Origin of the sequence: Streptomyces sp. SAT1, from assembly GCF_001654495.1 — a bacterium.
In the GTDB taxonomy this organism is placed as follows: Bacteria; Actinomycetota; Actinomycetes; order Streptomycetales; family Streptomycetaceae; genus Streptomyces; species Streptomyces andamanensis.
In genome coordinates this window covers 6,771,857-6,795,475 of sequence record NZ_CP015849.1, presented here as the reverse complement: position 1 = coordinate 6,795,475, position 23,619 = coordinate 6,771,857, and the positions used below count along the sequence as shown (strand labels likewise).

General features: G+C 72.9%; 17 protein-coding genes. 10 read left to right on the top strand and 7 right to left on the bottom strand.

Annotated elements, in window-relative coordinates; all coding sequences use genetic code 11:
• Positions 1-2: 2 nt before the first annotated feature.
• On the bottom strand, positions 3-770 hold the full coding sequence (locus tag A8713_RS28940; RefSeq protein WP_064536679.1) for an ABC transporter ATP-binding protein: 768 nt from the start codon (positions 768-770) through the stop codon (positions 3-5).
• A 2-nt stretch (positions 771-772) separates the two neighbouring features.
• On the bottom strand, positions 773-1,801 hold the full coding sequence (locus A8713_RS28935; protein WP_443069773.1) for a FecCD family ABC transporter permease: 1,029 nt from the start codon (positions 1,799-1,801) through the stop codon (positions 773-775).
• A gap of 381 nt (positions 1,802-2,182) precedes the next feature.
• Here A8713_RS28935 and A8713_RS28930 point away from each other — a divergent pair, with 381 nt between their 5' ends.
• Entirely contained in the window at positions 2,183-2,518 is a 336-nt protein-coding gene (locus tag A8713_RS28930; protein ID WP_064536675.1) for an antibiotic biosynthesis monooxygenase family protein, read from the top strand.
• A gap of 19 nt (positions 2,519-2,537) precedes the next feature.
• On the opposite strand, the gene A8713_RS28925 is transcribed toward A8713_RS28930, so the two are convergent.
• Positions 2,538-2,981, bottom strand: coding sequence for a DUF7144 family membrane protein (locus tag A8713_RS28925; RefSeq protein WP_064536673.1), 444 nt, complete (start codon positions 2,979-2,981; stop codon positions 2,538-2,540).
• A 421-nt stretch (positions 2,982-3,402) separates the two neighbouring features.
• Here A8713_RS28925 and A8713_RS28920 point away from each other — a divergent pair, with 421 nt between their 5' ends.
• Genes A8713_RS28920 through A8713_RS28900 form a run of 5 tightly spaced genes read left to right on the top strand, consistent with a single transcriptional unit; the run spans position 3,403 to position 11,062 of the window.
• Positions 3,403-4,743 carry a sugar phosphate nucleotidyltransferase gene (locus tag A8713_RS28920; protein ID WP_064536671.1) on the top strand — a complete coding sequence of 447 codons (1,341 nt, stop codon included), beginning with the start codon at positions 3,403-3,405 and terminating at the stop codon, positions 4,741-4,743.
• Between the two features lie 34 nt (positions 4,744-4,777).
• Positions 4,778-5,494 carry an SDR family oxidoreductase gene (locus tag A8713_RS28915; RefSeq protein WP_064536669.1) on the top strand — a complete coding sequence of 239 codons (717 nt, stop codon included), beginning with the start codon at positions 4,778-4,780 and terminating at the stop codon, positions 5,492-5,494.
• Between the two features lie 57 nt (positions 5,495-5,551).
• Positions 5,552-7,657, top strand: coding sequence for a glycogen debranching protein GlgX (gene glgX / locus A8713_RS28910; protein ID WP_064536667.1), 2,106 nt, complete (start codon positions 5,552-5,554; stop codon positions 7,655-7,657).
• Positions 7,654-9,816, top strand: coding sequence for an AGE family epimerase/isomerase (locus A8713_RS28905; protein WP_064536665.1), 2,163 nt, complete (start codon positions 7,654-7,656; stop codon positions 9,814-9,816). Before glgX ends, A8713_RS28905 begins: the two co-directional genes overlap by 4 nt.
• Before the next feature lie 43 nt (positions 9,817-9,859).
• Positions 9,860-11,062 (top strand): IS701 family transposase, encoded by a 1,203-nt coding sequence (locus A8713_RS28900; RefSeq protein WP_064536663.1) that lies wholly within the window; start codon positions 9,860-9,862, stop codon positions 11,060-11,062.
• A gap of 118 nt (positions 11,063-11,180) precedes the next feature.
• On the opposite strand, the gene A8713_RS28895 is transcribed toward A8713_RS28900, so the two are convergent.
• A complete protein-coding gene (locus A8713_RS28895; RefSeq protein ID WP_237305480.1) occupies positions 11,181-12,953 on the bottom strand; it encodes an ABC transporter family substrate-binding protein in 1,773 nt (590 codons plus the stop codon).
• Positions 12,954-13,086: 133 nt separating this feature from the next.
• Between A8713_RS28895 and A8713_RS28890 the strand changes: the two genes are divergently transcribed.
• The 3 genes from A8713_RS28890 to A8713_RS28880 are packed head-to-tail and all read left to right on the top strand — an operon-like array spanning position 13,087 to position 16,975.
• Positions 13,087-14,067 (top strand): ABC transporter permease, encoded by a 981-nt coding sequence (locus tag A8713_RS28890; RefSeq protein ID WP_064536661.1) that lies wholly within the window; start codon positions 13,087-13,089, stop codon positions 14,065-14,067.
• On the top strand, positions 14,064-14,906 hold the full coding sequence (locus tag A8713_RS28885; RefSeq protein WP_064536659.1) for an ABC transporter permease: 843 nt from the start codon (positions 14,064-14,066) through the stop codon (positions 14,904-14,906). Before A8713_RS28890 ends, A8713_RS28885 begins: the two co-directional genes overlap by 4 nt.
• Positions 14,903-16,975 carry a dipeptide ABC transporter ATP-binding protein gene (locus tag A8713_RS28880; protein ID WP_064536657.1) on the top strand — a complete coding sequence of 691 codons (2,073 nt, stop codon included), beginning with the start codon at positions 14,903-14,905 and terminating at the stop codon, positions 16,973-16,975. The genes A8713_RS28885 and A8713_RS28880 overlap by 4 nt, the downstream gene beginning before the upstream one ends.
• A 13-nt stretch (positions 16,976-16,988) precedes the next feature.
• Here A8713_RS28880 and glgA read toward each other — a convergent pair whose 3' ends face one another.
• Positions 16,989-18,173 carry a glycogen synthase gene (glgA, locus tag A8713_RS28875; RefSeq protein WP_079159175.1) on the bottom strand — a complete coding sequence of 395 codons (1,185 nt, stop codon included), beginning with the start codon at positions 18,171-18,173 and terminating at the stop codon, positions 16,989-16,991.
• 388 nt (positions 18,174-18,561) lie between these two features.
• Between glgA and A8713_RS28870 the strand changes: the two genes are divergently transcribed.
• Entirely contained in the window at positions 18,562-19,911 is a 1,350-nt protein-coding gene (locus A8713_RS28870; RefSeq protein WP_064536653.1) for a helix-turn-helix domain-containing protein, read from the top strand.
• Here the strand turns inward: A8713_RS28870 and manB are convergent.
• Together manB and glgB are read right to left on the bottom strand one after the other, a co-directional pair.
• Complete coding sequence (manB, locus tag A8713_RS28865; protein ID WP_064536651.1) at positions 19,895-21,259, bottom strand: phosphomannomutase/phosphoglucomutase; 1,365 nt, start codon at positions 21,257-21,259, stop codon at positions 19,895-19,897. The two genes, A8713_RS28870 and manB, sit on opposite strands and share 17 nt — an antisense overlap.
• The gene (gene glgB / locus A8713_RS28860; RefSeq protein ID WP_079159174.1) at positions 21,249-23,480 is read right to left on the bottom strand and encodes a 1,4-alpha-glucan branching protein GlgB; all 2,232 of its coding nucleotides are present in this window, start codon (positions 23,478-23,480) and stop codon (positions 21,249-21,251) included. Before glgB ends, manB begins: the two co-directional genes overlap by 11 nt.
• Between the last annotated feature and the right edge of the window lie 139 nt (positions 23,481-23,619).

The following is a 23,619-nucleotide window of genomic DNA, read 5'->3' as shown; positions in this document are numbered from 1 at the left end:
CCTCAGGTGGTGGGCGGGAGCAGGTCGAACAGGAGCTGGACGGCGCCGGTCTCCGGGTGCCGCACGCGGTGGGCGCGCACCCCGAACACCTCGGCGAGCAGGCCGGGGCGCAGGACGTCGTGCGGTGGGCCGTCGGCGACGATCCGGCCCCGGGAGATCACATAGAGGACGTCGCAGTGGGCGGCGGCGAGGTTGAGGTCGTGCAGCGCGGCCAGCACGGTCAGGCCGCTCTCCCTGACCTGGGCGAGCAGGTCGAGCTGGTGGGCGATGTCGAGGTGGTTGGTGGGTTCGTCAAGGACCAGCACCCGGGGCTGCTGGGCGAGGGCGCGGGCCATCAGGACGCGCTGCCGTTCGCCGCCGGACAGGGCGAGGAAGCCGCGGTCGGCGAGGTCCGCGACGCCGGTGCGGGCCATGGCGTGCGCGCAGATCTCGCGGTCGCCCGCGGCGGTGCGGTCGCGGTGCGGGGTGCGGCCCATGGCGACGACCTCGGCCACCGTGTAGTCGAACTCGGCGCTCGACTCCTGGGGCAGGGCGGCCAGTACGCGCGCGGCGGCCGGCGGGCTCATCGCGTGCAGGTCCGCGCCGTCGAGCCGGACGGTGCCCGAGGCGGGCCGCAGCGCCCGGTACACGGTGCGCAGCAGGGTCGACTTGCCGCTGCCGTTGGGTCCGACGAGCCCGACGAACGCCCCGTCCGGCGCGGTGAGCCGGATGTCCTCGACCAGCCGGACACCGGCGGCCTCGACCGTCACGTCCTCGATGTCGACTCGCATGCTCAGCGGCCTCCGAACGCGTAGCCGCCCCGCCGCATCAGCAGCAGGAACACGGGGACCCCGACCACGGCGGTGATCACTCCGACGGGGAGTTCGGCGGGGGCGAGCAGCATCCGGGAGACCACGTCGGCCCAGACCAGCAGGACGGCTCCGGCCAGCGGCGCGACCACCAGCACCCTGCGGTGGTCGGCGCCGACCACCATGCGCACCACGTGCGGCACCATGAGGCCGACGAAGCCGATGGCGCCGCTGACGGCGACCACGGTCCCGGTGACGGCCGCGGTGACCAAGAAGATCTCCCGGCGCAGCCGGCCGGGCGGGACGCCGAGCGCGGCGGCGGTCTCGTCGCCCATGGCCAGGGCGTTGAGCGCCTCGGCCCGCGCCCGCAGCCAGAGCCAGCCGGCCGTGACGGTGACGGCGGCCAGCGGCACCTGTGCCCAGGTGGCGCCGCCCAGGCTGCCCAGCAGCCACATCACGGCGGAGCGGGCCGCCTCGCCCCGGGCCGCGCCGAACACCATGACCGTGGTGATCGCCTCGAAGCCGTACGCCAGGGCGGTTCCGGTCAGGACCAGTCGCAGCGGGGAGAGTCCGCGCGGTGAGCGGGCGACCGCGTAGACCAGGACCATCGCCGCCAGCGCGGAGCCGAAGGCGGACACCGACAGGGCCCAGACGCCGAGCCCGGCGAACGCGCCGAGCAGGATCACGGCGTTGGCGCCCACCGCCGCGCCCGAGGAGATGCCCAGCACGAACGGGTCGGCCAGCGCGTTGCGGACCATGGCCTGGACGGCGACGCCGACCGTGGCGAGTCCGGCGCCGACGACCGCGCCGAGCACGACGCGCGGCAGCCGGATCTCCCAGACGATGGTGTACGCGGCGGCGTCCCGGGCGGGCACGGTGCCGCCGGTGAGACCGGCCCACAGATGGCGGAAGACGTCGGGCCAGGTGACCTGTGCGGCGCCGAGGCCGACGCCGCACACCAGGGAGACGATCAGGAGCAGCCCGAGGCCGAGGGCGAGCGGGGGCAGGGGTATCCGGCCGGGGGTCGTCCTTCGGCGCACGGTGCGGGCCGTCCTTCGGCTGGGCCGCCTGCCGGACGTCGAGCAGGAGACAGCCCTGCGGCCGGCCGGCCGCGGCCCCCTCTCGCAGTCCGCGGCGAGCAGTCATCGGGTCGCGCCACCCCCGGGCGATCGGGCTCGCGCGGCGGACCGCGAGGCCGTCGCGCACACCGTTGCGGGTCAGCGCCGGACTCTCACCGGACTTCCCCCGCGGGAGGCGAGGGGAGCCTAACAAACGGGTCACTGCGCTCCGGCAGCCGCCCCGGCCCGCGCCCCTGCCGCCGGCCGCGGCTCCGATCGGGCGAATGCGGCGCGCCGGGCGACAACCCGGCAGCCGGTAAGGGGAGACGTACTGGCATGACTGTTACCGTGCAGGTCGACACCGGGTGTCCCGTGGCGACCCTCATCAACGTCTTCACCGTCTCCCCCGACCGCCAGGACGAGCTGATCGCGCTGCTCGTCCGCGCCACCGAGGACACGATGCGGCACCAGCCCGGCTTCCTCCACGCGAACTTCCACGCCTCGCTCGACGGCGAACGCGTCGTCAACTACGCCCAGTGGGAGACCGAGGAGCACTACCGGGCCATGCTCGCCAACCCCGAGGCCCGCTTCCACATGGACCAGGCCGCGAAGATCGCCACGGACGTGCAGCCGCGGCTCTTCCAGGTCCGCTCGGCGCACTCGGCGGGCTGAGGGCCGGGGAGGGCCGGCGTCATCCGTGCGCGGTGTCCGGCTCGTAGGCCGCCAGGGCCCAGATGACGAACACGTCGATCGCCATCATGATCACGGACCAGACGGGCGCGTGCGGCAGGAAGAGGAACTGCGCCACCAGGCCCAGTGAGGCGAGCACGATGCCGATGGCGCGGGACCAGGCCGACCCGGCGAGGATGCCGCAGCCCGCGAGGGCGGCGACGGCACCGAGGACCACCAGGAGCCAGCCCCAGCCGGTGAGGCTGAACTCGTAGATGTAGTCGCCGACTTGGGCGTACACATCGTTCTTGGCGATCGCCGCGATGCCCTGGAGGATCGCCAGGACGCCGTTGAGCAGCAGCAGGATGCCCGCGAAGGCGGCACCTCCGGCGGCCCAGGCGGCGCGGCGGTCCGGGGGCGGTCCGTAGCCGCCCCCGGTCGGGGCGGAGTGGGGCTGGGCGGTCATGGTCGCGCTCCGTTCTCGGGGGGCGGGGCGGGTCCGGCTGCGACGCCCGGGGGCTGCCCGCACTCCTTCACGCCACTGCCACCCTCGCCCGGCACCCGCGCCCCGCACGAGCGGATGTAGCCCGTTGGAGGGAACACCGCCGGGGGCGGGCGGGATGGGCCGAACGGGCGAGGCGGGTGCGCGGGGCGCCCGCACGGCGGCCGGCGCCGGCACTTCCGGCGCCCCCGGAGCACGGCCCGCGCCGGAAAACAGGTCGTCGGGCCGCTTGTCGCCAGGGCATACGGCCCGACCGCCGCCCCACGGGTCACTTGACTGGTAATCACCGCTCCAACCTGCGCACATGACAGGTCACTTGACTTGATATGACACACGCTGTTGAATCTGATTCATCGACAAGTCGGCCTGGAGGGCGGAACACGCGATGGGGGACGACAGCACGGTCGGCATCATTCTGGCCGGTGGGCGGGGTGAACGGGCGAAGCCCATCACCCTCCAGTCCGCCGACTACATCCGCAGCAAGGCACTCATCCCGTTCGCCGGCAGGCCGCTCATCGAGTGGATCGTCGAGGCCTGCCGCGATCAGGGCATACGCCGTTTCTACGTAGTGGCGCAGGGGGTGGAGAACCGCAGCCAGATCAAGCTGGTGCTCGGGCACGGCGAGCGCTACGGAGTGGAGATCGACTACTCCCGGGCCCGCTTCGACCCGTACAACGTGGGCTCCGGCGCGGCCACCCTGCACAATCTGGAGCAGTGGAACCTCACGGGCACCGCGCTCGTCCTCCCCGTCGACTCGCTCTTCGAGTTCTCGCTGGACAAGCTGCTCGCCGCCCAGCGCGACTCCGACGCGGTGGTCACCGTGGCCGCCGTCTCCCGCACCCCCGAGGAGATCGCCGGCAAGTACGGCGTCATGCGCACCACCGCCGAGCGCCTGGTGTGCGGCTTCCTGGAGAAGCCCCGACTTCCCGTCATCGAGCGGGAGTTTCCCGAGATCACCCAGCCGCAGGGACCGCGCACCCTGGCCACCAACGCCGGGATGTACCTCATCGACTGCGCCCGGCTCCGCCTCGCCGCGCGCACCCCCGAACTCATCCGGCTCGCCCAGCAGCGCCTGGACTGGGGCAACGACCTGCTGCCGCGCCTGGTCGGCCTCGGCCACCGGGTGGCCGTCGAACCGATCGCGCGCCTGGGCGACCTCGGCAACATCCGCGACTACCTGGGCACCATCGGCGACGCCCTCGGCGGCCTGTACCCGCAGATGGACCGCGCCCTGGGCACCCCGGCCAGCACCGAGCCCCGGTACTGGATCCACGAGTCCAGCCTGCGCTCCAAGGACCACATCACCGGCACCACGCTCGCCCAGAAGATCGCCGAGGGCAGTGTCGCCATCGGCCCCGGCGTGCGCATCGGCCGGCACGTCGAGATCGGCGCGGGCGTCCGGCTGCGCGGCACGGACGTCGGCGACGGCGTCGACCTGCACGAGGGCGCCCAGGTGGAGGGCAGTGTGCTCGGCGACTCCGCCGTCATCGGCGCGTACGCGCACATCAGCGACTCCTACGTCGGCCCGATGGTGCAGGTGCGCTCCGACGCCCGCACCCCGGTGCGCCTCGAAGCCCTCTCCGCCGTGGGCGACGGCGCCCAGCTCTGGTCGGGCACGCGGCTGTCGGGCGTCAGCGTCTATCCGCGGCTGCGCGTGCCGGCCGTCTCGGGAGTGCCCAGCGGCACCCAGCTCACCAGCTCGGACGACATCTTGCAGTGGGTGTGAACCACACCCCTGCTCCCCCCTCAGGAGAGCCCACGTGAACACTGCCATCGCCGTGATCGGCGGCACCGGCCGGGTCGGCCGGATCGTCACCCGCAAGCTGCTCGACCGCGGGGAGAGCGTCCGGGTCATCGGCCGCAGCAAGCAGCGCGCCCAGCGCCATCTGCCGCCCCGTGCCCAGTTCTTCCTCGGTGACGTCCGCGACCCCGAGTCCCTGACCGTCCCGCTGCGCGACTGCTCGGCCGTCGTCTACACCGTGGAGCCCGGCACCGACACCACCGGCCCCGACAGCCCGCAGAGCACCCTGCACTCCGGGGTGCTCAACACCCTGGACGCGCTGCTGCGCCAGGACGGTTTCGGACGCGCCCAGTTCGTGCTGGTCAGCCAGCGGCACGTGACCCGCCCCGAGCATCCGATGAACGCCTACGGGCGGATGCTCGACTGGCGGCTGGCCGGGGAGAACGCGGTCCGCGCCTCCGGCCTCGACTACACGATCGTGCGTCCCGGCTGGCTGACCGACCGCTCCGAGCTGGCCGACGACGGCCGCGTGCATCTGGAGCAGGGCGACCGCAGGGACGGCTACGTCGCCCTCCAGGACGTCGCCGAGGCCTGCGTCCAGGCCCTGTACTGCCCGTCCGCGAAGGGACTCACCTTCGAGATGCGCAATGGCGCGGGCAGCGCCCCCGGCGACTGGGAGGAACTGTTCGCCGGGCTCAGCGTGGACGAGACCGCCCCGCTGCGCGCCCTGGCCTGAGCCCGCTCACCGACCCGGCCCCCGTACGCCCCACCTGTCACGAAAACGGAGACCACCATGACCGAGGCGCCGCAGATCTCCGCGGGACGTCCCCAGCCTCTGGGTTCCACCGTCGTCGACGGCGGAGTGAACTTCTCCGTCTTCTCGGAACACGCCACCCGCGTCGACCTGCTGCTCTTCGACAAGTGCGACGACCCGCAGCCCTCGCGGACCATCCACCTGCACCCGGACAAGCACCGCAGCTTCCACTTCTGGCACTGCCATGTCGCCGGGATCGGCGCCGGACAGGTCTACGCGTACCGGATGGACGGGCCGCGCGACACCAAGCGCACCGGCGCCCGCTTCGACCACCGCAAGGTGCTGCTCGACCCGTACGCCCGCGCCAACATCAACTCCCGCTGGAACCGCACCCTCGCGATCGGCCTCCAGGACAACGTCGAGACGTGCATGCGCAGCCTGGTCGTCGATCTGGACGACTACGACTGGGAGGGCGACCAGCCGCTGCGCACGCCGATGGAGGACACGGTCATCTACGAGATGCACGTGCGGGGTCTGACGGCGTCGCCCACGTCACGGGCGGCCGCCCCGGGGACGTTCTCCGCGGTCGTCGAGAAGATCCCGCACCTCAAGCGCCTCGGGGTGACGGCCGTGGAGCTGCTGCCCGTCTTCGACTTCGACGAGACGCACGTCCTGCGCACCGGGCCGGACGGCACCCCGCTGCACAACTACTGGGGCTACGACCCGTACGGCTTCTTCGCGCCGCACACCGGCTACTGCACCTCGCCCCATCTGAACACCCACATAGCGGAGTTCAGGGACATGGTGAAGGCGCTGCACCGGGCCGGCATCGAGGTGATCCTCGACGTCGTCTTCAACCACACCAGCGAGGGCAACGAGTTCGGCCCGACCATCAGCTTCCGCGGCCAGGCCAACGAGGCGTACTACCACCTGTGGCCGCAGGACCGCACCCACTACATGGACTTCACCGGGTGCGGCAACGCGGTCAACGCCAACCACCCCTTCGTCGCCAAGTTCATCATCGAGTCCCTGGAGTACTGGGTCACCGAGCACCACATCGACGGCTTCCGCTTCGACCTCGCCTCCGAGCTGTCGCGCGGCGACCAGGGCTACGAGATGGCGGTGCCGCCGGTGCTGTGGGCGATCGAGCTGTCCAAGGTGCTCGCCGAGACGAAGATCATCGCCGAGCCGTGGGACGGTGGCGGCCTCTACCAGGTGGGCCGCTTCCCCGGGAAGCGCTGGGCCCAGTGGAACGGCCCGTTCCGTGACGACGTGCGGCGCTTCGTGCGCGGCGACGCCGGGGTCGTCGGCGACCTCGCCAAGCGGCTCGGCGGCTCCGAGGACCTGTTCGGGCCGCAGAAGGAACTGCCCACCAACAGCATCAACTTCGTCACCTGCCACGACGGCTTCACCCTCAACGACCTGGTGAGCTACGACCACAAGCACAACTACGCCAACGGCGAGGCCGACACCGACGGGGCGGGCGAGAACTTCAGCTGGAACTGCGGGGCCGAGGGCCCCAGCGACGACCCCGAGGTGGAGCGCCTGCGGGTGCGGCAGATCAAGAACCTGCTGTCCGTGCTGATGCTCAGCAGGGGCGTGCCGATGCTGCTCGCGGGCGACGAGTTCCGCAACAGCCAGAACGGCAACAACAACGCGTACTGCCAGGACAACCCGACGTCCTGGCTCGACTGGGACCAGGCCGAGAAGGAGGAGGAGACCTTCGAGTTCGTGCGGCGGCTGATCGGGCTGCGCCGCCGCTACCGCACCTTCCGCGCGCCCCACTTCTACACCGGGCGGCTCAACTCCCGCCGGCTGCCGGACATCACCTGGCACGGCACCCGGCTGGAGCAGCCCGGCTGGGAGGACACCAACGCCCGCGTCCTGGCCTGCACGCTCGGCGGGTTCGACGGCGATCCCGACCTGCATCTCATCCTGAACATGTACCACTTGGGCCTTGACTTCGAACTGCCGCGGATTCGCGGCCACCGCTGGCACCGCGTCCTGGACACCGCCCAGGCCGGCCCGCGCGACCTGCTTCCGGCCGGCCATGAGGAGCCCCACGACGACCACACCTTCCATGCCCACGGCCGCAGCGTCGTGCTGCTCGCGGCCCTGTCTGACGCGAAGGACTATCCCCGATGAGTGGATCCGCAGCACGTCGCCGCACGTTCTCCGACACGCTCGCCGGTTACGTCACCTACTTCAGCCCCACCGGCCGCCGGTTCGGTCTGCGCACCTCGGACGACCGTGAGTTCACCGTCCACCTGCCCCGCAACGTCGCCTCGCGCATCGTGCGCAACCTCGGCGACCCCTACCGCGACACCACCGAAGCCACCCTGGACATGCTCGCCGAGGGCCGCTACGTCTTCGCGTACGGCATCTGCTACGAGTGGGAGAACGGCGAGCGGTTCGAGGCCAAGGAGATCACCTTCCCCGAGGAGCACCGCGGCGCCTATGTCTTCGAGCACCCGGCGTGGTGGGTGCAGCAGGCGGCGGCCATCGCCGACTTCTATCTGCGCGGCCACTTCCCCGACGGCGTCTTCGACTGGCGCAGGTTCCGCACCAACCTGACCCTGCACGGCACGCACCTGCCCGACTTCGACGGCGCGGACGTGCGCCAGGAGACCGACACCATCTCCCGGCTGGTCTACGGGCTGTCGACCGCGTATCTGCTGACCGGCGAAGACCGGTTCCTGGACGCGGCCGAGTCGGGCACGGAGTATCTGCGCGAGCACATGCGGGTCGCCGACGCCCGGGACGGGTTCGCCTACTGGTACCACGGCATCGACGTCACCCCGGGCGGCCAGCGCAAGGTCTACGCCTCGGAGTTCGGCGACGACGTCGACGCGATCCCGATGTACGAGCAGATCTACGCGCTCGCCGGCCCGACCCAGACGTACCGGATCACCGGCGACCCGCGGATCCTGGAGGACATCGACCGCACGGTCGCCCTGTTCGAGCAGTTCTTCCGGGACCGGGAGCAGGGCGGGTTCTTCTCGCACCTGGACCCGATCACGCTGGACCCGCACGCCGACGCGCTCGGCCCCAACCGGTCGCGCAAGAACTGGAACTCGATCGGCGACCACGCCCCGGCCTACCTGATCAACGCCTATCTGGCCACCGGGCGCGAGGACTTCGCGCGGCTGCTGGAGGAGACCGCCGACACCATCGTCGAGCGCTTCCCCGACGAGCCGAACAGCCCGTTCGTGCAGGAGCGGTTCCACGCCGACTGGTCGCCCGACCGCACCTGGGGCTGGCAGCAGGACCGGGCCGTCGTCGGCCACAACCTCAAGATCGCCTGGAACCTGACCCGGATCAAGGCCCTGTTCGACAAGGACAGTTACGGGGCGCTCGCCGAGCGCATCGGCCAGATCATGCCCGCGGTCGGCAGCGACCAGCTGCGCGGCGGCTGGTACGACGTGGTCGAGCGCAAGGCCGACCCGGACAGCGGGATGCACCGCATGGTGTGGCACGACCGCAAGGCGTGGTGGCAGCAGGAGCAGGCGATCCTCGCCTATCTGATCCTGGCCGGCACCACCAGCGACCCGGAGCATCTGCGCCTGGCCCGTGAGGCCGCCTCGTTCCACAACGCCTTCTTCCTCGACAACGACGACGGCGGCGTGTACTTCAACGTGCAGGCCAACGGCATCCCGTACCTGCTCGGCACCGAACGCCTCAAGGGCAGCCACTCCATGGCCGGCTACCACTCGCTGGAGCTGTGCTACCTGGCCGCGACCTACACCGGCCTGCTCATCACCAATGACACGCTCACCCTGCACTTCCGGCCGCGCCCGGACGATCTGCCCGAGCGGGTCCTGCGAGTGGCGCCCGATCTGCTGCCCGCCGGTTCGGTGGAGCTGACCGGGGTGTGGGTGGACGGCGTCCCGCACCACAACTTCGACGCCAAGGAGCTGACCGTCCGGCTGCCCGAGGGCGCCGCACCGGTGCGGGTGCGCGTCGAGCTGGAGGCGGCGCAGATGCGGCTGCGGATGCGCACCGAGTTCGACGGCGACACCGCGCACGTGCGCTGCTCCGGCGTGATCGACACCGCGGAGCTGGAGAAGTTCCGCCGCATCCTGGCCGAGGTGATGGCCGCCGAGCCGCAGCGCGTGGAGTTCCATCTGTGCGAGGTCACCGCGATGAGCCGGCCCGCCATCAACGAACTCCTCTTCCAGCGCACCAAGGCCGGGCTCGACGCCGACTTCGTCATCGTCGGCTGCGCCCTGCCCGATGTCGCGGACGCGCTGCTCGCCACCGACGCCTTCCTCCTGGAGGGCGGGGACGCGTGCGCCCATGACTGAATCCCCGACCATCCGACCTGTTCCGCACCACCCCGGGAGCACTGTGTCCTCTCCGACTCCCCTCGATTCGCCCGCCGCCCTGTCCTTCCAGGCGTACTGCGGCGATCTCTTCCGTGAACTGGCCCGCTCCGACCAGCGGCGCTGGGGCGAGGTCTATCTGCGCGGCCTGCTGTCCGTGCCGGGCCGCAAGACCCCCACCCGGATCTCCGAGCACGTGCTCGGGCGGCCCGCCGTGCAGCAGCTCCAGCAGTTCGTGCACCAGAGCCCGTGGGAGTGCGCCCCGGTGCGGCGCCGGACGGCGCTGCGCCTGGCCAACGCGTTCGCCGTGGACGCCTGGTCGGTGGACGAGGTCGTCTTCGTCAAGAACGGCGACCGCTCGGTGGGCGTGGCCCGGCAGTACGCCCCGTCCCAGGAGCGCACCGTCAACTGCCAGCTCGCCTGCGCCGTCTCGCTGGTCGGCGCCGGCGGCGGCCTGCCGGTGAACTGGCGGCTGCTGCTCCCGCCCCGCTGGGACCGGGACGAGCAGTTACGCCGGGCCGCGCACCTGCCCGCGCACGAGCAGTCCAGGCCGCGCTGGCGCTATGTGCTGGAGGCCGTCGACGAGATGACCGAGGAGTGGCTGCTGGACCCGCGGCCGGTGCTCGCTGACTGGCGCCACGAGTCCGAGACCGATCCGCTGCTGAGCGGTCTGGAGGCGCGCGGCCTCGGCTATCTCGTCCAGGTCTCCCCGCGCACCGCCGTCACCATGCCGCGCCCGCACTCGGCGCTGCCCGCGGTGCGCGGCACGCTCGCCGACCTGGCCGCGCACGTGGCCCGGCGCACCGAGCGCACCCCGGTGAGCTGGCAGGACCGTACGAGCGAGCGCCGGTACCGCACGCAGTTCCTGTCCACGCCCGCGCTGCTGTGCGGGCGGCCGGCCACCGGCAGGACCGCTCCCGCGCACCGGCCGGGACCGCGCCATCTGGTCACGGACTGGCCGTTCGGGCGGCCCGAGCCGCGCGCGTACTGGCTGACGAACCTGCCGGCCCGGCGGCTGGCGGAGGCGCTGCCGCTGGCCCAGCTGCGCTCCCTGGCCGGTACGGGCCTGCGGCGGCTGCACGAGGACTTCGGGCTCGGTGACTTCGAGGGCCGTTCGTTCCGCGGCTGGCACCACCATGTGACGCTGGCGTCGGCCGCGCTCGGCTACGCGTCGCTGCGGGCGGCGGCGCCGCGGCCCGCGCGGGTGCTCAGCGGCTCCGCGGTCTGAGCGGGCCGAGCGGGCCGAGCGGGCCGAGCGGGCCGAGCGATCTACGCGTTCGGCACGGCGCGGTGCACAGGCCCTGTCCGGTGGCGGTCCGACCGCCACCGGACAGGCATGCGCGGAGCTACGGCGTCGCCCGCGGCGCCGGGGACGCCGTCGCCGTCCCGGTACCGGCGGCCGTCTTCGCCCCGGTCCCGGAGCGGCTCCTGGCCCAGCCGACCTTGGTCCAGTCGATGTCGCCGAGTCCGGGGACCCCGTAGTTGGCCAGGCCCGCGCGGACCGCCATCAGCTGCGGGCGCTGGTACAGCTCGATGTCATGGCCGAGGCGCCAGATCTCGGCGTCCGCCCGGTTGTACAGCTCGGTGGCGCGCCGTGTGTCGAGGGTGCCGGCGGCCTGGCGCAGCAGCGTGTCGACGGTGGCGTCTCCGACCCTGCCGTAGTTGAGCAACGAGGCGCCGTCGTGCGGCTGTTCGTAGATCGACAGGACGCCGCTCGGGTAGGTGAGGCCGACGAAGCGGAACATGGCCAGGTCGAAGTTGCCGTGGTTCAGGTACTTCGCGGTGTAGTCGTTCGCGGGCACCTTGACGATGTCCACCTTGATCCCGGCCTGGCCGAGCATCGACTGGACGAGCTGCGAGAGGTCGAGGCCGAGGCGGGTGGTGGCCGTGCTGACGACGAACCGGAGCCGCAGCGTCCTGCCGTCCTTGGTGCGCGGCTGGCCCGGTCCGTGCTGCTTCCAGCCGGCCCGGTCCAGGAGGCGGCGGGCCTCGGCGAGGTCGTAGGTGCCCCAGGTGGCGGAGTGGTCGGCGTAGCCGGGCTGGTCGGCCATGAAGATGTGGTTGCCGAGCAGCGGGACGCCCACCGGAAGTCCCTTGGCGGCGACGTCCGCGAGCGCCTGCCGGTCGACGGCCCGCTGGACGGCGTGCCGGACGTCGATGTCGGTCAGCGGCCCGGCGGCGCCGTTGAGCGCCACATGCACCTCGTCCCAGGAGGAGCCGATGCGGATCTCGCTGTCCCCGGCGTCCTTCAGCTGCGCGTAGTCCTCGGCGGTGCCGGCGTTGACGGCGTCGATCTCGCCGTTGCGGTAGGCCTGGAGTGCGGCGCCGGGCAGCAGGGTGCGCAGCACGATCCTGTCGAGCCGGGGCCGGGTGCCCCACCACGCGGGGTCGCGCACGACGGTGGCGGTCTCGGTGGTGTCGTCGAGCGAGGCGACCTTGAACGGTCCGGCGCTGACCGGGATCCGGTCGACCCAGCCCTGGTTGAACCGGTCGGGGGTGCCGATGGCGGAGGCCGGGTACAGCGGGGTGAACAGCCGCTGCCAGTCGGTGTAGGGGGTGCGGAAGACGACCTTCACCTCGTGCGCGCCGTCACCGCCGGCGCCCGCGCCCACCGAGGCGATCTGGTCGTAGCCGGTCGGGTCGGCGATGTGGTAGCGGCTGTCGCCGCGGCCGATGGCCCGCCACTGGGCGGCGAAGTCGGCCGCCCCCACGGGCCGGCCGTCGGACCAGCGGGCCTTGGGGTTGAGCCGGTAGAGCACGGTCTGCGGCGAGGTGTCGGTGATCTTCGCCGACAGGAGGTAGTCGGTGTCGGGGTGCGGGACTCCCCTGGCGTCGCGCCGGAAGAGACCGGGCTCCACGAGCTGGGCGAGCTGTGAGACCCCGTCGGTGGCGCCGTCGACCTGGTGGTAGTTGAGCTGGGTGGGCCAGGCGGAGATGCCGAGGGTGAGCGTTCCGCCGTCACGCAGTCCGGTCACGGGTGCGGCGCCGATGCTCTGGGAGCCGTAGGCCGCCGCCGCGGAGCGCTGTCCGTCGGGTGGGCCGCCGGATCCGCTGCATCCCGCGAGCACGGTCGTCGCGAGCAGTCCGAGAACGGCTCCGATGCTGCGTAATCGGCTCACATGTCCCCCCTGGACAAGGCAAAAGATCACCAAAAGATGCGAACTGACCTACGAATAGAGCGCGTTGAATCTACCATCGACGTGTATCGCGCTCATGAACTGTGACCGCCGCCCGCCCCCACCGAGGAGACTCATGGCCGGCCGTGCGCTCTGGCGCATCACCCACAGCGCGGCCCTCCTCCTCGTCTCGGTTCTCGTGTCGTACGTGGTGGCCTCGGCCGCGCTCAGTCCGCGCGCCCACTTCGAGAACCGCACCCCCCGTCCGCCCGCCTCGGCGGTCGACCACCAGCTCGCCTCGCTCGGCCTGGACGACGGCACTCCGGTCCTGCTCCGGTTCGGGCACTGGTCCTGGCGGGCGCTCCACGGCGATCTGGGGCGGACCATCGACGGGGAGCCGGTGAACGCGGAGTTCGGGCGGCGCGTCGGTGTCTCGGTGCGGCTGCTGCTGGCCGGGACGGTGGTGGGGACCGGGCTCGGGGTGCTCGCGGGCGTGTGGGCCGCGGTCCGCAGGGGCCGCCTGCCCGACCGGGTGCTGACGGTCTTCTCCTTCCTCGTCCTGTCCGTCCCCACGTTCGTGCTGGCACTGCTCCTCAAGGACGGCGCGCTCTCCTTCAACAACAGCGTCGGGCACACGGTGATCCGTTACACCGGCGAGACGACGCCCGGCCGCCGGGGCGCCTGGCCGTCGGGGCTGGCCGACCGGGCGTCCCATCTGGTGCTGCCGGCCGCCACGGTGGCGCTCGGCGCCATCGCCTCCTACAGCCGCTACCAGCGGGCGGCGACCCTGGACGTGCTCGCCGCCGACCATCTGCGCACCGCGCAGGCCAAGGGCCTCACGCCCGGCCGCGCGCTGCTGCGCCACGGGCTGCGGGTGTCGCTGGTCCCGATGACGACGTTCTTCTCGTTCGGCTTCCTGGCCCTGTTCACCGGTTCGGTCTTCGCGGAGCAGATCTTCTGCTGGCCGGGCGTGGGCAGCTGGTTCCTGGCGGCGGCGCAGGAGGGCGACGTCAACTCGGTCGTCGCGGTCTGCCTGTTCTCGGCCGTGACGGTGCTGCTCGCCGGGCTGCTCGCCGACGCGCTGCTGCTGGTGCTCGACCCGCGGGTGCGCCGGTGAGAATCCTCCCGTCGCGGCACGGGCCGGGCGCGCTGCTGGGTCTCGTACTGATCGCGCTGCTGTGCGTGTACGCGGCGGCCGGGCCGTACGTGTCCCCGTCCTCGCCCACCGACATCGACTACGGGGCGCTCAGCGCGCCGCCGGGCGCCCGGCACTGGTTCGGCACCAACCGGATCGGCCAGGACGTGTTCGCGCAGACCGCGCGCGGGCTCCAGAAGTCGCTGCTGATCGGCCTGTTCGTCGCGCTGGCGGGCACGGCCTTCGCGGCGGTGGCCGGCACCTGCGCCGGGTACTTCGGCGGCTGGACCGACCGGGCCGTCACCTTCCTGGTGGACCTGTTCCTGGTGGTCCCGGGCTTCCTCGTGCTGGTCGTGGTGGCGCCCGCGCTGCGCGGGGCGGGCTGGGTGGCCTACGCGGGGGCGCTGGCCGCGCTCGGCTGGATGCTCACGGCGCGGGCGGTCCGCGCGACGGCGCTCTCCTTGCGCGAGCGGCCCTATGTGACGGCGGCCCGGCACATGGGCGTCCGCCCCCTGCGCATCGTCCGCCGGCACATCCTGCCGCACATGACCTCGTTCCTGATCACCCACGCGACGATCGCCACGGCCGGGGCGGTGATCAGCGAGGCGGGCCTGTCGTACTTCGGCTTCGGCGTCCAGCCGCCCGACGTGTCCCTGGGCACGCTGATCGCCGACAGCACGGAGGTCGCGCTCACCTATCCGTGGATGTTCTTCTTCCCCACCGGCATGCTGCTCTGCTTCGTCCTGGCGGTGAACCTGGTCGGCGAGGCGCTGCGCGACGCGCTCGATCCGAGGACCGCCCGCACCGAGGTACCGGCATGAGCGCGGTGCTCGAACTGAGCGGACTGCACGTGGGGTTCGGGCCGGGGCGCCCCGCCCTGCGCGGTGTCGACCTGACCCTGGACCGCGGTGAGGTGCTCGGCCTCGTCGGCGAGTCGGGCGCGGGCAAGACCCTCACCGCGCTCGCGGCGCTCGGGCTGCTGCCGCGCGAGGCGGCGGTGCGCGGTTCGGTGCGGCTGCTCGGCACCGAACTGGTCGGCCTCCCGGTGCGCGACCTGGCGCGGCTGCGCGGCCGGCGGATCGCCATGGTGTTCCAGGACCCGCTGGCCGCGTTCACCCCGGTGCACCGGATCGGCGACCAGATCGGCGAGGTGCTGCGCATCCACGAACGGCCGCGCCCCACCCGGCGCTCGGCACGGCGGCGGGCCGTGGAACTGCTCACCGGGCTGCGCGTGCCCGAGCCGGAACGGGTGGCGCGCGCCTATCCGCACGAACTCTCCGGCGGGCTGCGCCAGCGCGCCATGATCGCGATGGCGGTCGCGGGCCGGCCGGACGTCATCGTCGCCGACGAACCGACCAGTTCCCTGGACGTCAGCGTGCAGGCGGAGATCCTGACCGCGCTCCAGGACGCGCGGGCGGCGACCGGTGCGGCGCTGCTGCTGGTCAGCCATGACCTCGGGGTGGTGGCGGGCGCCGCCGACCGGGTGGCGGTGATGTACGCGGGGCGGGTGGTGGAGACGGCGCCCACGCGCGAGCTGTTCGCCGCGCCCCGGATGCCGTACACCGTGGGGCTGCTCGCCGCGGCCCCGCGGCTGGACGCGGCCCACGCGCTGACCCAGATACCGGGGACGCCCCCGGCGCCGGGGGAAGCCGTCGCGGGCTGCGCGTTCGCGCCGCGCTGCCCGGTGGCCGGGCCCGAGTGCGCGCGCACCGCGCCCGCGCTGGAACCGCTGGTGGAACAACGTGGTTCGGCCACGCATCTGGTGGCCTGTCTGCGCCCGCGTGTCACGGCCTCCCGCGGCGCGGCCGACCTCTATCCCGCCTCGCCCCCGCCCGCGCCCCGGCCCCGCTCCGCCGTCCCGGCCCTGCGGGTCACGGCCCTGCGCGCCGACCACCGCTCCCACCGCGCGGTCCACCACGTCGATCTGGAGGTCCGGCGCAGCGAGACCGTCGCGCTGGTCGGCGAGTCCGGCGCGGGCAAGTCGACGACGCTGGACCGGATCATCGCGCTCACCGCACCCGACTCGGGCCGCGTCGAGGTCCTGGGCCAGGACACGGCGGCGCTGACCCGGGCGGCGGCGCGGGGGCTGCGCGGCCGGGTGCAGCTCGTGCTCCAGGACTGCGCGGCGAGCCTGGACCCCCGGATGACGGTCGCGCGGATCGTCGCCGAGCCGATGGAGGCGCTGCGCACCCCGGCGGAGCGGGTGGCCGCCCGCACCCGTGAGCTGCTGGCCCAGGTGGAGCTGGACCCGGCGACCGCCGGACGCCGTCCGCACCAGCTCTCCGGCGGACAGCTCCAGCGGGTCGCCCTGGCCCGCGCGCTCGCGGTCCGTCCCGAACTGCTGCTGCTGGACGAGCCGGTGTCGGCGCTGGACGTGTCGGTGCAGGCCGGGATCATCGCCCTGCTGCGCCGGGTGACGTCGGCGCCGGGGAGTCCGGCCTGTCTGCTGGTCTCGCACGACCTCGCGGTCGTACGGCAGCTCGCGGACCGGGTGGTGGTGATGTACGGCGGGCGCACGGTGGAGTCCGGGACCGTCGGCGCGGTGTTCGACCGGCCCCGGCACCCGTACACCCGCGCGCTGCTGTCGGCCGTGCCCGCGTCCGTGCCGCGCGCGGGGCACGGCCGGACCGAGGGACCGGAGCCGCCGGAGCCGCCGGGGCTGCCGGAGCTGCCGGGGCTGCCGGTGGTGGACGGCGATGTGTCGGCCGGCTGCGCCTTCCGAGCCCGCTGCCCCGTCCACCGCCGGCTCCCGCCGGAGCACCGCCTGCTGTGCGAGCGCGATCTGCCGGCGCCCGCGGAGGACGGCGCGGCCTGCCACTTCCCCCACCCGGACGAGGGAGCGCCCCTCCACGGCCGTACGGCCTCGAAGGGGCGCCCCCCGGCGCAGTGAGCCGTGCGGGCGCTCAGCGCGCCGCCACGGCCTCCGCGTAGACCTCCATGGTGCGTTCGGCGGCCCGGTGCCACGAGAAGTGCTCCACGGCCCGCCGCCGGCCGGCGGCGCCGAACCGCTCGGCGCGCGCCGGGTCGGCGATCAGCTCGCCGATCGCGAGGCCGAGCCGCCCGGCGAACTTCTCCGGGTCGGCCGGTTCGCCGGTGGCGTCGGGCCGGGCCTCGAAGGGGACCAGCGTGCCGGTCTCCCCGTCGGCGACGACCTCGGGGATGCCCCCGACGGCCGACGCCACGACCGCCGTGCCGCAGGCCATCGCCTCCAGGTTCACGATGCCCATCGGCTCGTACACCGAGGGGCACACGAACACACGCGCGTGGGTGAGCAGTTGGCGTACGGACGTGGGGTCCAGCATCCCGTCGACGCGGAACACCCCGTCGCGCACGGTGCGCAGTTCCTCGACGAGGGCCGCCACCTCGGCGGCGATACGCGGGGTGTCCGGCTGCCCGCAGCACAGCACGAGCTGCGCCTCGGGCGGCAGGCCGAACGCGGCGCGCAGCAGGTGCGGCAGCCCCTTCTGCCGGGTGACACGGCCGACGAACAGCGCATAGGGCCGCTCGGGGTCGATGCCGTGGCGGTGCAGCGCGTCGGTGCGGGGGTCGGCGCGGTACGCGTCCGCGTCGATGCCGTTGTGGATGACCCGCACCCGGTCCGGCGAGACCTCCGGGTAGACCCGCAGGACGTCCTCGCGCATCGCCGCCGAGACGGCGACGACGCGGTCGGCGGCGGTGACGGCCGTGCGCTCCATCCAGCTCGACAGCGCGTAACCGCCCCCCAGTTGCTCGGCCTTCCAGGGCCGCAGTGGTTCCAGGCTGTGCATCGTCATGACATGGGCCGGCCCGTGCAGGGTCCTAGCGAGGTGACCCGCCATGTTGGCGTACCAGGTGTGACTGTGCACGACTCCCGCACCGGCACAGTCCCGCGCCATGGCCAGGTCCGCGCCGAGGAACCCGAGGGCCGCGTCGGCGGCGGCGAGCCGGGTGTCGGTCGCGTAGGCCGTGACGTCGTTCTCCTGCCGGGGCTCCCCCAGGCAGCGCACTCGTACGTCCGTGAGCCGCCGCAGGCTGCGGGACAGCTCGGCCACATGGACCCCCGCGCCGCCGTAGACGGCGGGCGGGTATTCGCGGGTGAGCAGGTCCACCCGGAGAGGGACCGGGCGGTCAGCAGCAGGTGCCCTCAATGGTCGCCTCCTTGCTGATCGGTACCGACCGTCCGGGTCCGGCCGCCTCGGCGAAGCAGCCGACGGCCGCGACTCCCCCCACGCACAGGACAAGGAGGAGTGACAAAAGACTCTTCCGCATCTCGTAGCCCCCCAATCGTCACGCTCTCAGTCGAGTTGACACCCTGAGTCAAGTCTGAGTCACTTTTTTAGTCAAGTAATAAGACGGCAAAGCCCGCTGGCCTTTACCGGCCATCTCCGGACTTGCCTAAGAAGCGGAGGACTTCTCAAAGAGCACTGGGCTTCGCAGAGTCACGCTGGTAACTTTGCGTTGTCACACACATAGTCATGAACTCCGGAAGGAGTCCCCATGGATCACACCAAGGCGGAACGGGCAGAGGGCCTTGGGGGCCGCATAAGGACCCTTCGGACACGGCGCGGGCTCAAGCAGCAGGATCTGGCCTCGGCGGAAGCCTCCACGAGCTACATCTCGCTGATCGAGTCGGGCAAGCGGGTGCCGTCCTCTCCGGTGCTGGCCACCATCGCGGAGAAGCTCGGCACCTCCCCCGAGTACCTGCTGACCGGTATCGACGACCACCGCGCCGAGGAGTACCGGCTGAAGCTCGCCTTCGCCGAGATGGCGCTGCGCAACGGAGACAACGGTGAGGCCCTCCAGTCCTTCGGTGAACTGCTCTCCAACCGCTCCGTGCTGGACGGCTCCATGATCCGGCGCGCCCTCATCGGCCAGGCCGCCGCACTGGAGAAGACGGGCCGGCTGGAGGCCGCCATCTCCGTCCTGGACGACCTGCACCGCGACCCCGCCATCGCCGTCGGCTCCGACGAGTGGTGCCGTATCGCGGTCGCCCTGTGCCGCTGCTACCGCGACGCCGGGGACATCGCGCTCAGCATCGACATCGGGGAACGGGCCGTGGCCCAGCTCGACGGGCTCGGCCTGGAGACCACGATGGACCACATCCAGCTCGGCGTCACCCTCATGGGCTCGTACCACACCCGGGGCGACCTGACCCGGGCCCAGCTCCTCGGCGAGCGGCTGCTGCCCGCCGCCGAGACCCAGGGCTCCCACGGGGCCCGGGGCGCCGTCTACTGGAACGCGGGCCTGGTGGCCGGCTCCCAGGGCCGGCTGAGCGAGGCCATCGCGCTGACCGAACGGGCGCTCGCGATGATGGCCGAGGGCGACAACGCGCGCCACGCGGCCATGCTCCGGATGAACTACGGCTCCATGCTGCTCCAGTTGGACCCACCCCATCCCGAACGCGCCCTGGAACTGCTGGAGTCGGCGCAAGAGGCGCTGGCCGAGGTCGGCAGCGCCAGCGAGCTGTCCCGCTGCGAGCTGAACCTGGCCAACGCGGAGAAGCAGCTCGGCCACTGGGACGCGGCCGCCGCCCACGCCGAGCGCGCGCTCGGGCTGCTCGGCGCCGACTCCCGGGTGCTGTCCGCGCTGGCCCGGACGTACCTCGCCGAGATCCACCTGCTGCGCAACTCCCCCGACGAGGCCGTGCAGCACCTCCACTCGGCCGCCCGCCAGCTGCGGCAGCAGCCCGCCTCGCACGACGCCGCGCAGACCTGGCGCCACATCGGGGACCTGTGGCGCCAGGGCGGTGCGCAGGACGAGGCCCTGAAGGCCTACGACATGGCGCTCACCGCCGCGGGACTGGCCCGCACCCGCGCCCCGGAGGCCGCGCTCATCGACCGGCGCTGACCACCACGTCCACCACCCGGTCCCGCAGCCGCCCCATCGCCGCGACCGTCCCCGCCTCCACGTTCACCCGGACGACGGGGCCGGTCCCCGGGGCGCGCACGTTGAACCACGAGCCGTCGGGCAGTTCGCCGGTCACCCCGTCGAGGTGGTCGAGCGCCGTGCCCTGCGCGGCGAAGTGCCGCACCACACGCTGCAGGGCGGCCAGCGGATCGGGCACCCGGACGTCGACCGGCCCCGAGGAGGCGTACCGGTCGTGCCGGGCCGCCAGCTCGGACAGCTCGCAGGCCGTGTCGCCGAGTTCGGCCAGCAGGTGCAGCGCGGCCAGCATGCCCGTGTCGGCGTACCAGAAGTCACGGAAGTAGTAGTGGCCGCAGTGCGCACCGCCGAACGCCGCGTCCTGCTCGGCCATCAGCGCCTTGATGGCCGCCGGGCCGGTGCGCGAGCGCACCGGGATGCCGCCCGCCTCCTTGATGGCGTCGATGGCGGAGGTGGCGGTGACCAGGTCGTGGACCACGGCGGCGCCCGGCCGGCGGGCCAGCTCGCGCCCGGCCACCAGCGCGATCACCGCGGCGGGCGGCACCACGGCGCCGCGTTCGTCGACGGCGAGCATCCGGTCGCCGTCCCCGTCGAAGGCGAGACCCACGTCGGCGCCCGACTCCCGTACCGCGTCCCGCAGCGCGCTCACGTCCGCCAGGTCCGGCGCACCGAAGGGGAAGGTCCCGTCCAGCTCGAAGCGCAGCGGCACCAGTTCGACCGAGGGATGGGCGAGGACCAGGGGCGCCGTCAGCCCCGCCATCCCGTTCCCGGCGTCGACGACGACCTTCAGCGGGCGGATGTCCGAGAGGTCCACGAGCGAGCGCAGATGCGCGGCGTAGTCGTCCACGGCGCGGCCGGGCAGCACCGAGCCGGGGCGGTCGGTCAGCGGCGGGCGCGGCTCGCGCAGCCGGCGGCGCAGCAGTTCCAGGCCGGTGCCCTCGTCGAGGTCGGCGGCCCCGGCCCGGCACAGCCGGATCCCGTTGTACGCGGCGGGAGCACGGCCCGCCGTGATCATGGCGCCGGGGATGTCCAGGCGGCCCGAGACGTGGTACAGGCAGTCGGTGGAGCCCAGGCCCGCGTCCAGGACGTCGGCGCCCTGGTCGAGGACGCCCTGGGCGAACGCGTCGGCGAGCACCGGCGAGGACTGCCGCGCGTCGTGCGCGACGGCGACGGTGTCCGCGCCGGTCAGCTCGGTGAAGGCGGCACCGACCCGGTAGGCGAGGCCGGGGTCGACCTCGGCCCGGAACAGGCCCCTGATGTCGTACGGGGTGACGATCCGGTCGTACAGGTCGTCCTCGGGTTCAGTGGTCATCGAGGTCGTCCTCCTCAAGGTCGTGAGCGGCTCCCCCGGCCGGCTCCAGCCACACCACCGCGAGCGGCGGCAGGGTGAGGGCGGCACTGCGCGTGCGCCCGTGCCAGGGGGTCCGCTCGGCCCGGATCACCCGCTCGTTGCGCACCCCGCTGCCGCCGTACGTCTCGTCGTCGGTGTTCAGGACCTCGCGCCACGCCGGCGCGTCCGGCAGCCCGACGCGGTAGCCGGTGCGGACGACGGGCGAGAAGTTGGCGACCACGACGAGCGGGCGGCCCGCCGTGTCCCGGCGGACGAAGGACAGCACGTTGGCCTCGGCGTGCGAGGCGTCGATCCAGGAGAAGCCGGCCGGGTCGGAGTCCAGCTCCCACAGGGCGGGCGTGGCGCGGTAGCGGGCGTTGAGGTCGCCGACCAGGGTGCGCACGCCCCGGTGGTCGGCGTGCGAGGGCCAGCCCTCGTCGAGCACCCACCACTGCGGGCCCGCGTCGTGGTCGAACTCGTCGCCCTGGGCGAACTCCTGCCCCATGAAGAGGAGTTGCTTGCCGGGGTGGGCCCACATGTAGGCGTACAGGGCGCGCAGGGTCGCGCGCCGCCGCCACCAGTCGCCCGGCAGCTTCGACACCAGGGCGCCCTTGCCGTGCACGACCTCGTCGTGGGACAGCGGCAGCAGATAGTGCTCGCTGTGGGCGTACACCAGGGAGAAGGTGATCTCGTCGTGGTGCCAGGCGCGGTGGACCGGGTCGCGGGCGAGGTAGTCCAGCGTGTCGTGCATCCAGCCCAGGTTCCACTTGAGGTCGAAGCCGAGGCCGCCGAAGCCGTCGTCGCCGGTCTCGTAGGTGGGCCGGGTCACGCCGGGCCAGGCGGTGGACTCCTCGGCGATGGTCAGCGCGCCGGGCGCGGCGCGGCGCACGGTGTCGGTCAGTTCCTGGAGGAAGGCGACCGCGTCCAGATTCTGGTGGCCGCCGTGCTCGTTGGGGCTCCAGGCGCCGTCCGGGCGGGAGTAGTCGAGGTAGAGCATAGAGGCGACGGCGTCCACGCGCAGCGCGTCCACATGGAACTCCGTGCACCAGTGGACGGCGCTGGCGACGAGGAAGTTGCGCACCTCGCGGCGCCCGTGGTCGAACTCCAGGGTGCCCCAGTCGGGGTGGTGCGCGCGGCGCGGGTCGGCCGGTTCGTACAGCGGTTCGCCGTCGAAGCGGGCGAGCGCGAAGTCGTCCTTCGGGAAGTGCGCGGGCACCCAGTCGAGGATCACACCGATGCCCGCCGCGTGCAGGCAGTCGATCAGGTACCGGAAGTCGTCGGGTCCGCCCAGCCGGGAGGTGGGCGCGAAGAACCCGGTGACCTGGTAGCCCCAGGAGCCGCCGAAGGGGTACTCCATGACGGGCATGAACTCGACGTGGGTGAAGCCCAGTTCTGTCACGTACTCGGGCAGTTCCTGGGCGAGCTGCCGGTAGCCGAGGCCGGGCCGCCAGGACGGCAGGTGCACCTCGTACACGGACATCGGGCGGCCGTGGCAGTCCTCGCCGCCGCGGGTCGCCATCCAGGCGGCGTCGCCCCAGGCGTAGGCCGAGGTGTGCACGACGGAGGCGGTGGCGGGCGGCGTCTCGGCGGCGCGGGCCAGCGGGTCCGCCTTCTGGAGCAGGCGCCCGTCGCGGGTGTGGATCTCGTACTTGTAGCGGGTGCCCGCGCCGACGTCCGGCACGAACAGCTCCCACACGCCGCTGGCGCCGAGCGAGCGCATCGGGTGCTCGGCGCTCCAGCCGTTGAAGTCGCCGATGACGCGCACGCCTTGGGCGTTGGGCGCCCACACGGCGAAGGAGGTGCCGGTGACGCCGTCCAGGGTGCGCACATGGGAGCCGAGGACCCGCCACAGCAGTTCATGGCGGCCCTCGGAGACGAGGTGCAGGTCGATGGCGCCGAGGGTGGGCGGGAAGCGGTAGCCGTCGTGGTGGATCCGCTCGACGCCGTCGTCGTACGTGACCAGGAGGTGGTGGACGGCCGCCGTGCCGGGGAGGGTGCCGGTGAACAACCCGTCGCGCTCGTGGGTCAGCCGGGTCCGCTCGCCCGAGGGGCGGACGGCCACGACGGCGCGCGCCAGGGGCTTCAGGGCGCGCACGACGGTGTGGCCGTCGGCTGTGGGGTGGGCGCCGAGGAAGCTGTGCGGGTCGTGGTGGGCGCCGACGAGGATGCGGTCCAGGTCGGCGTCCGGGTGGGGGGCGGTCACGGGCAACGTAGCGGTCCTCTCGTGCGGGGTCCCGGCCCGCGCCGGGAGACGGTCCGGCGCGGGCGGGCACGGGTCGGGGGTGGTGCGGTCGAAGTGGCGGCGGGCGTGGATGCCGCGCGCCCCCGTCGCGCGCGGCCGA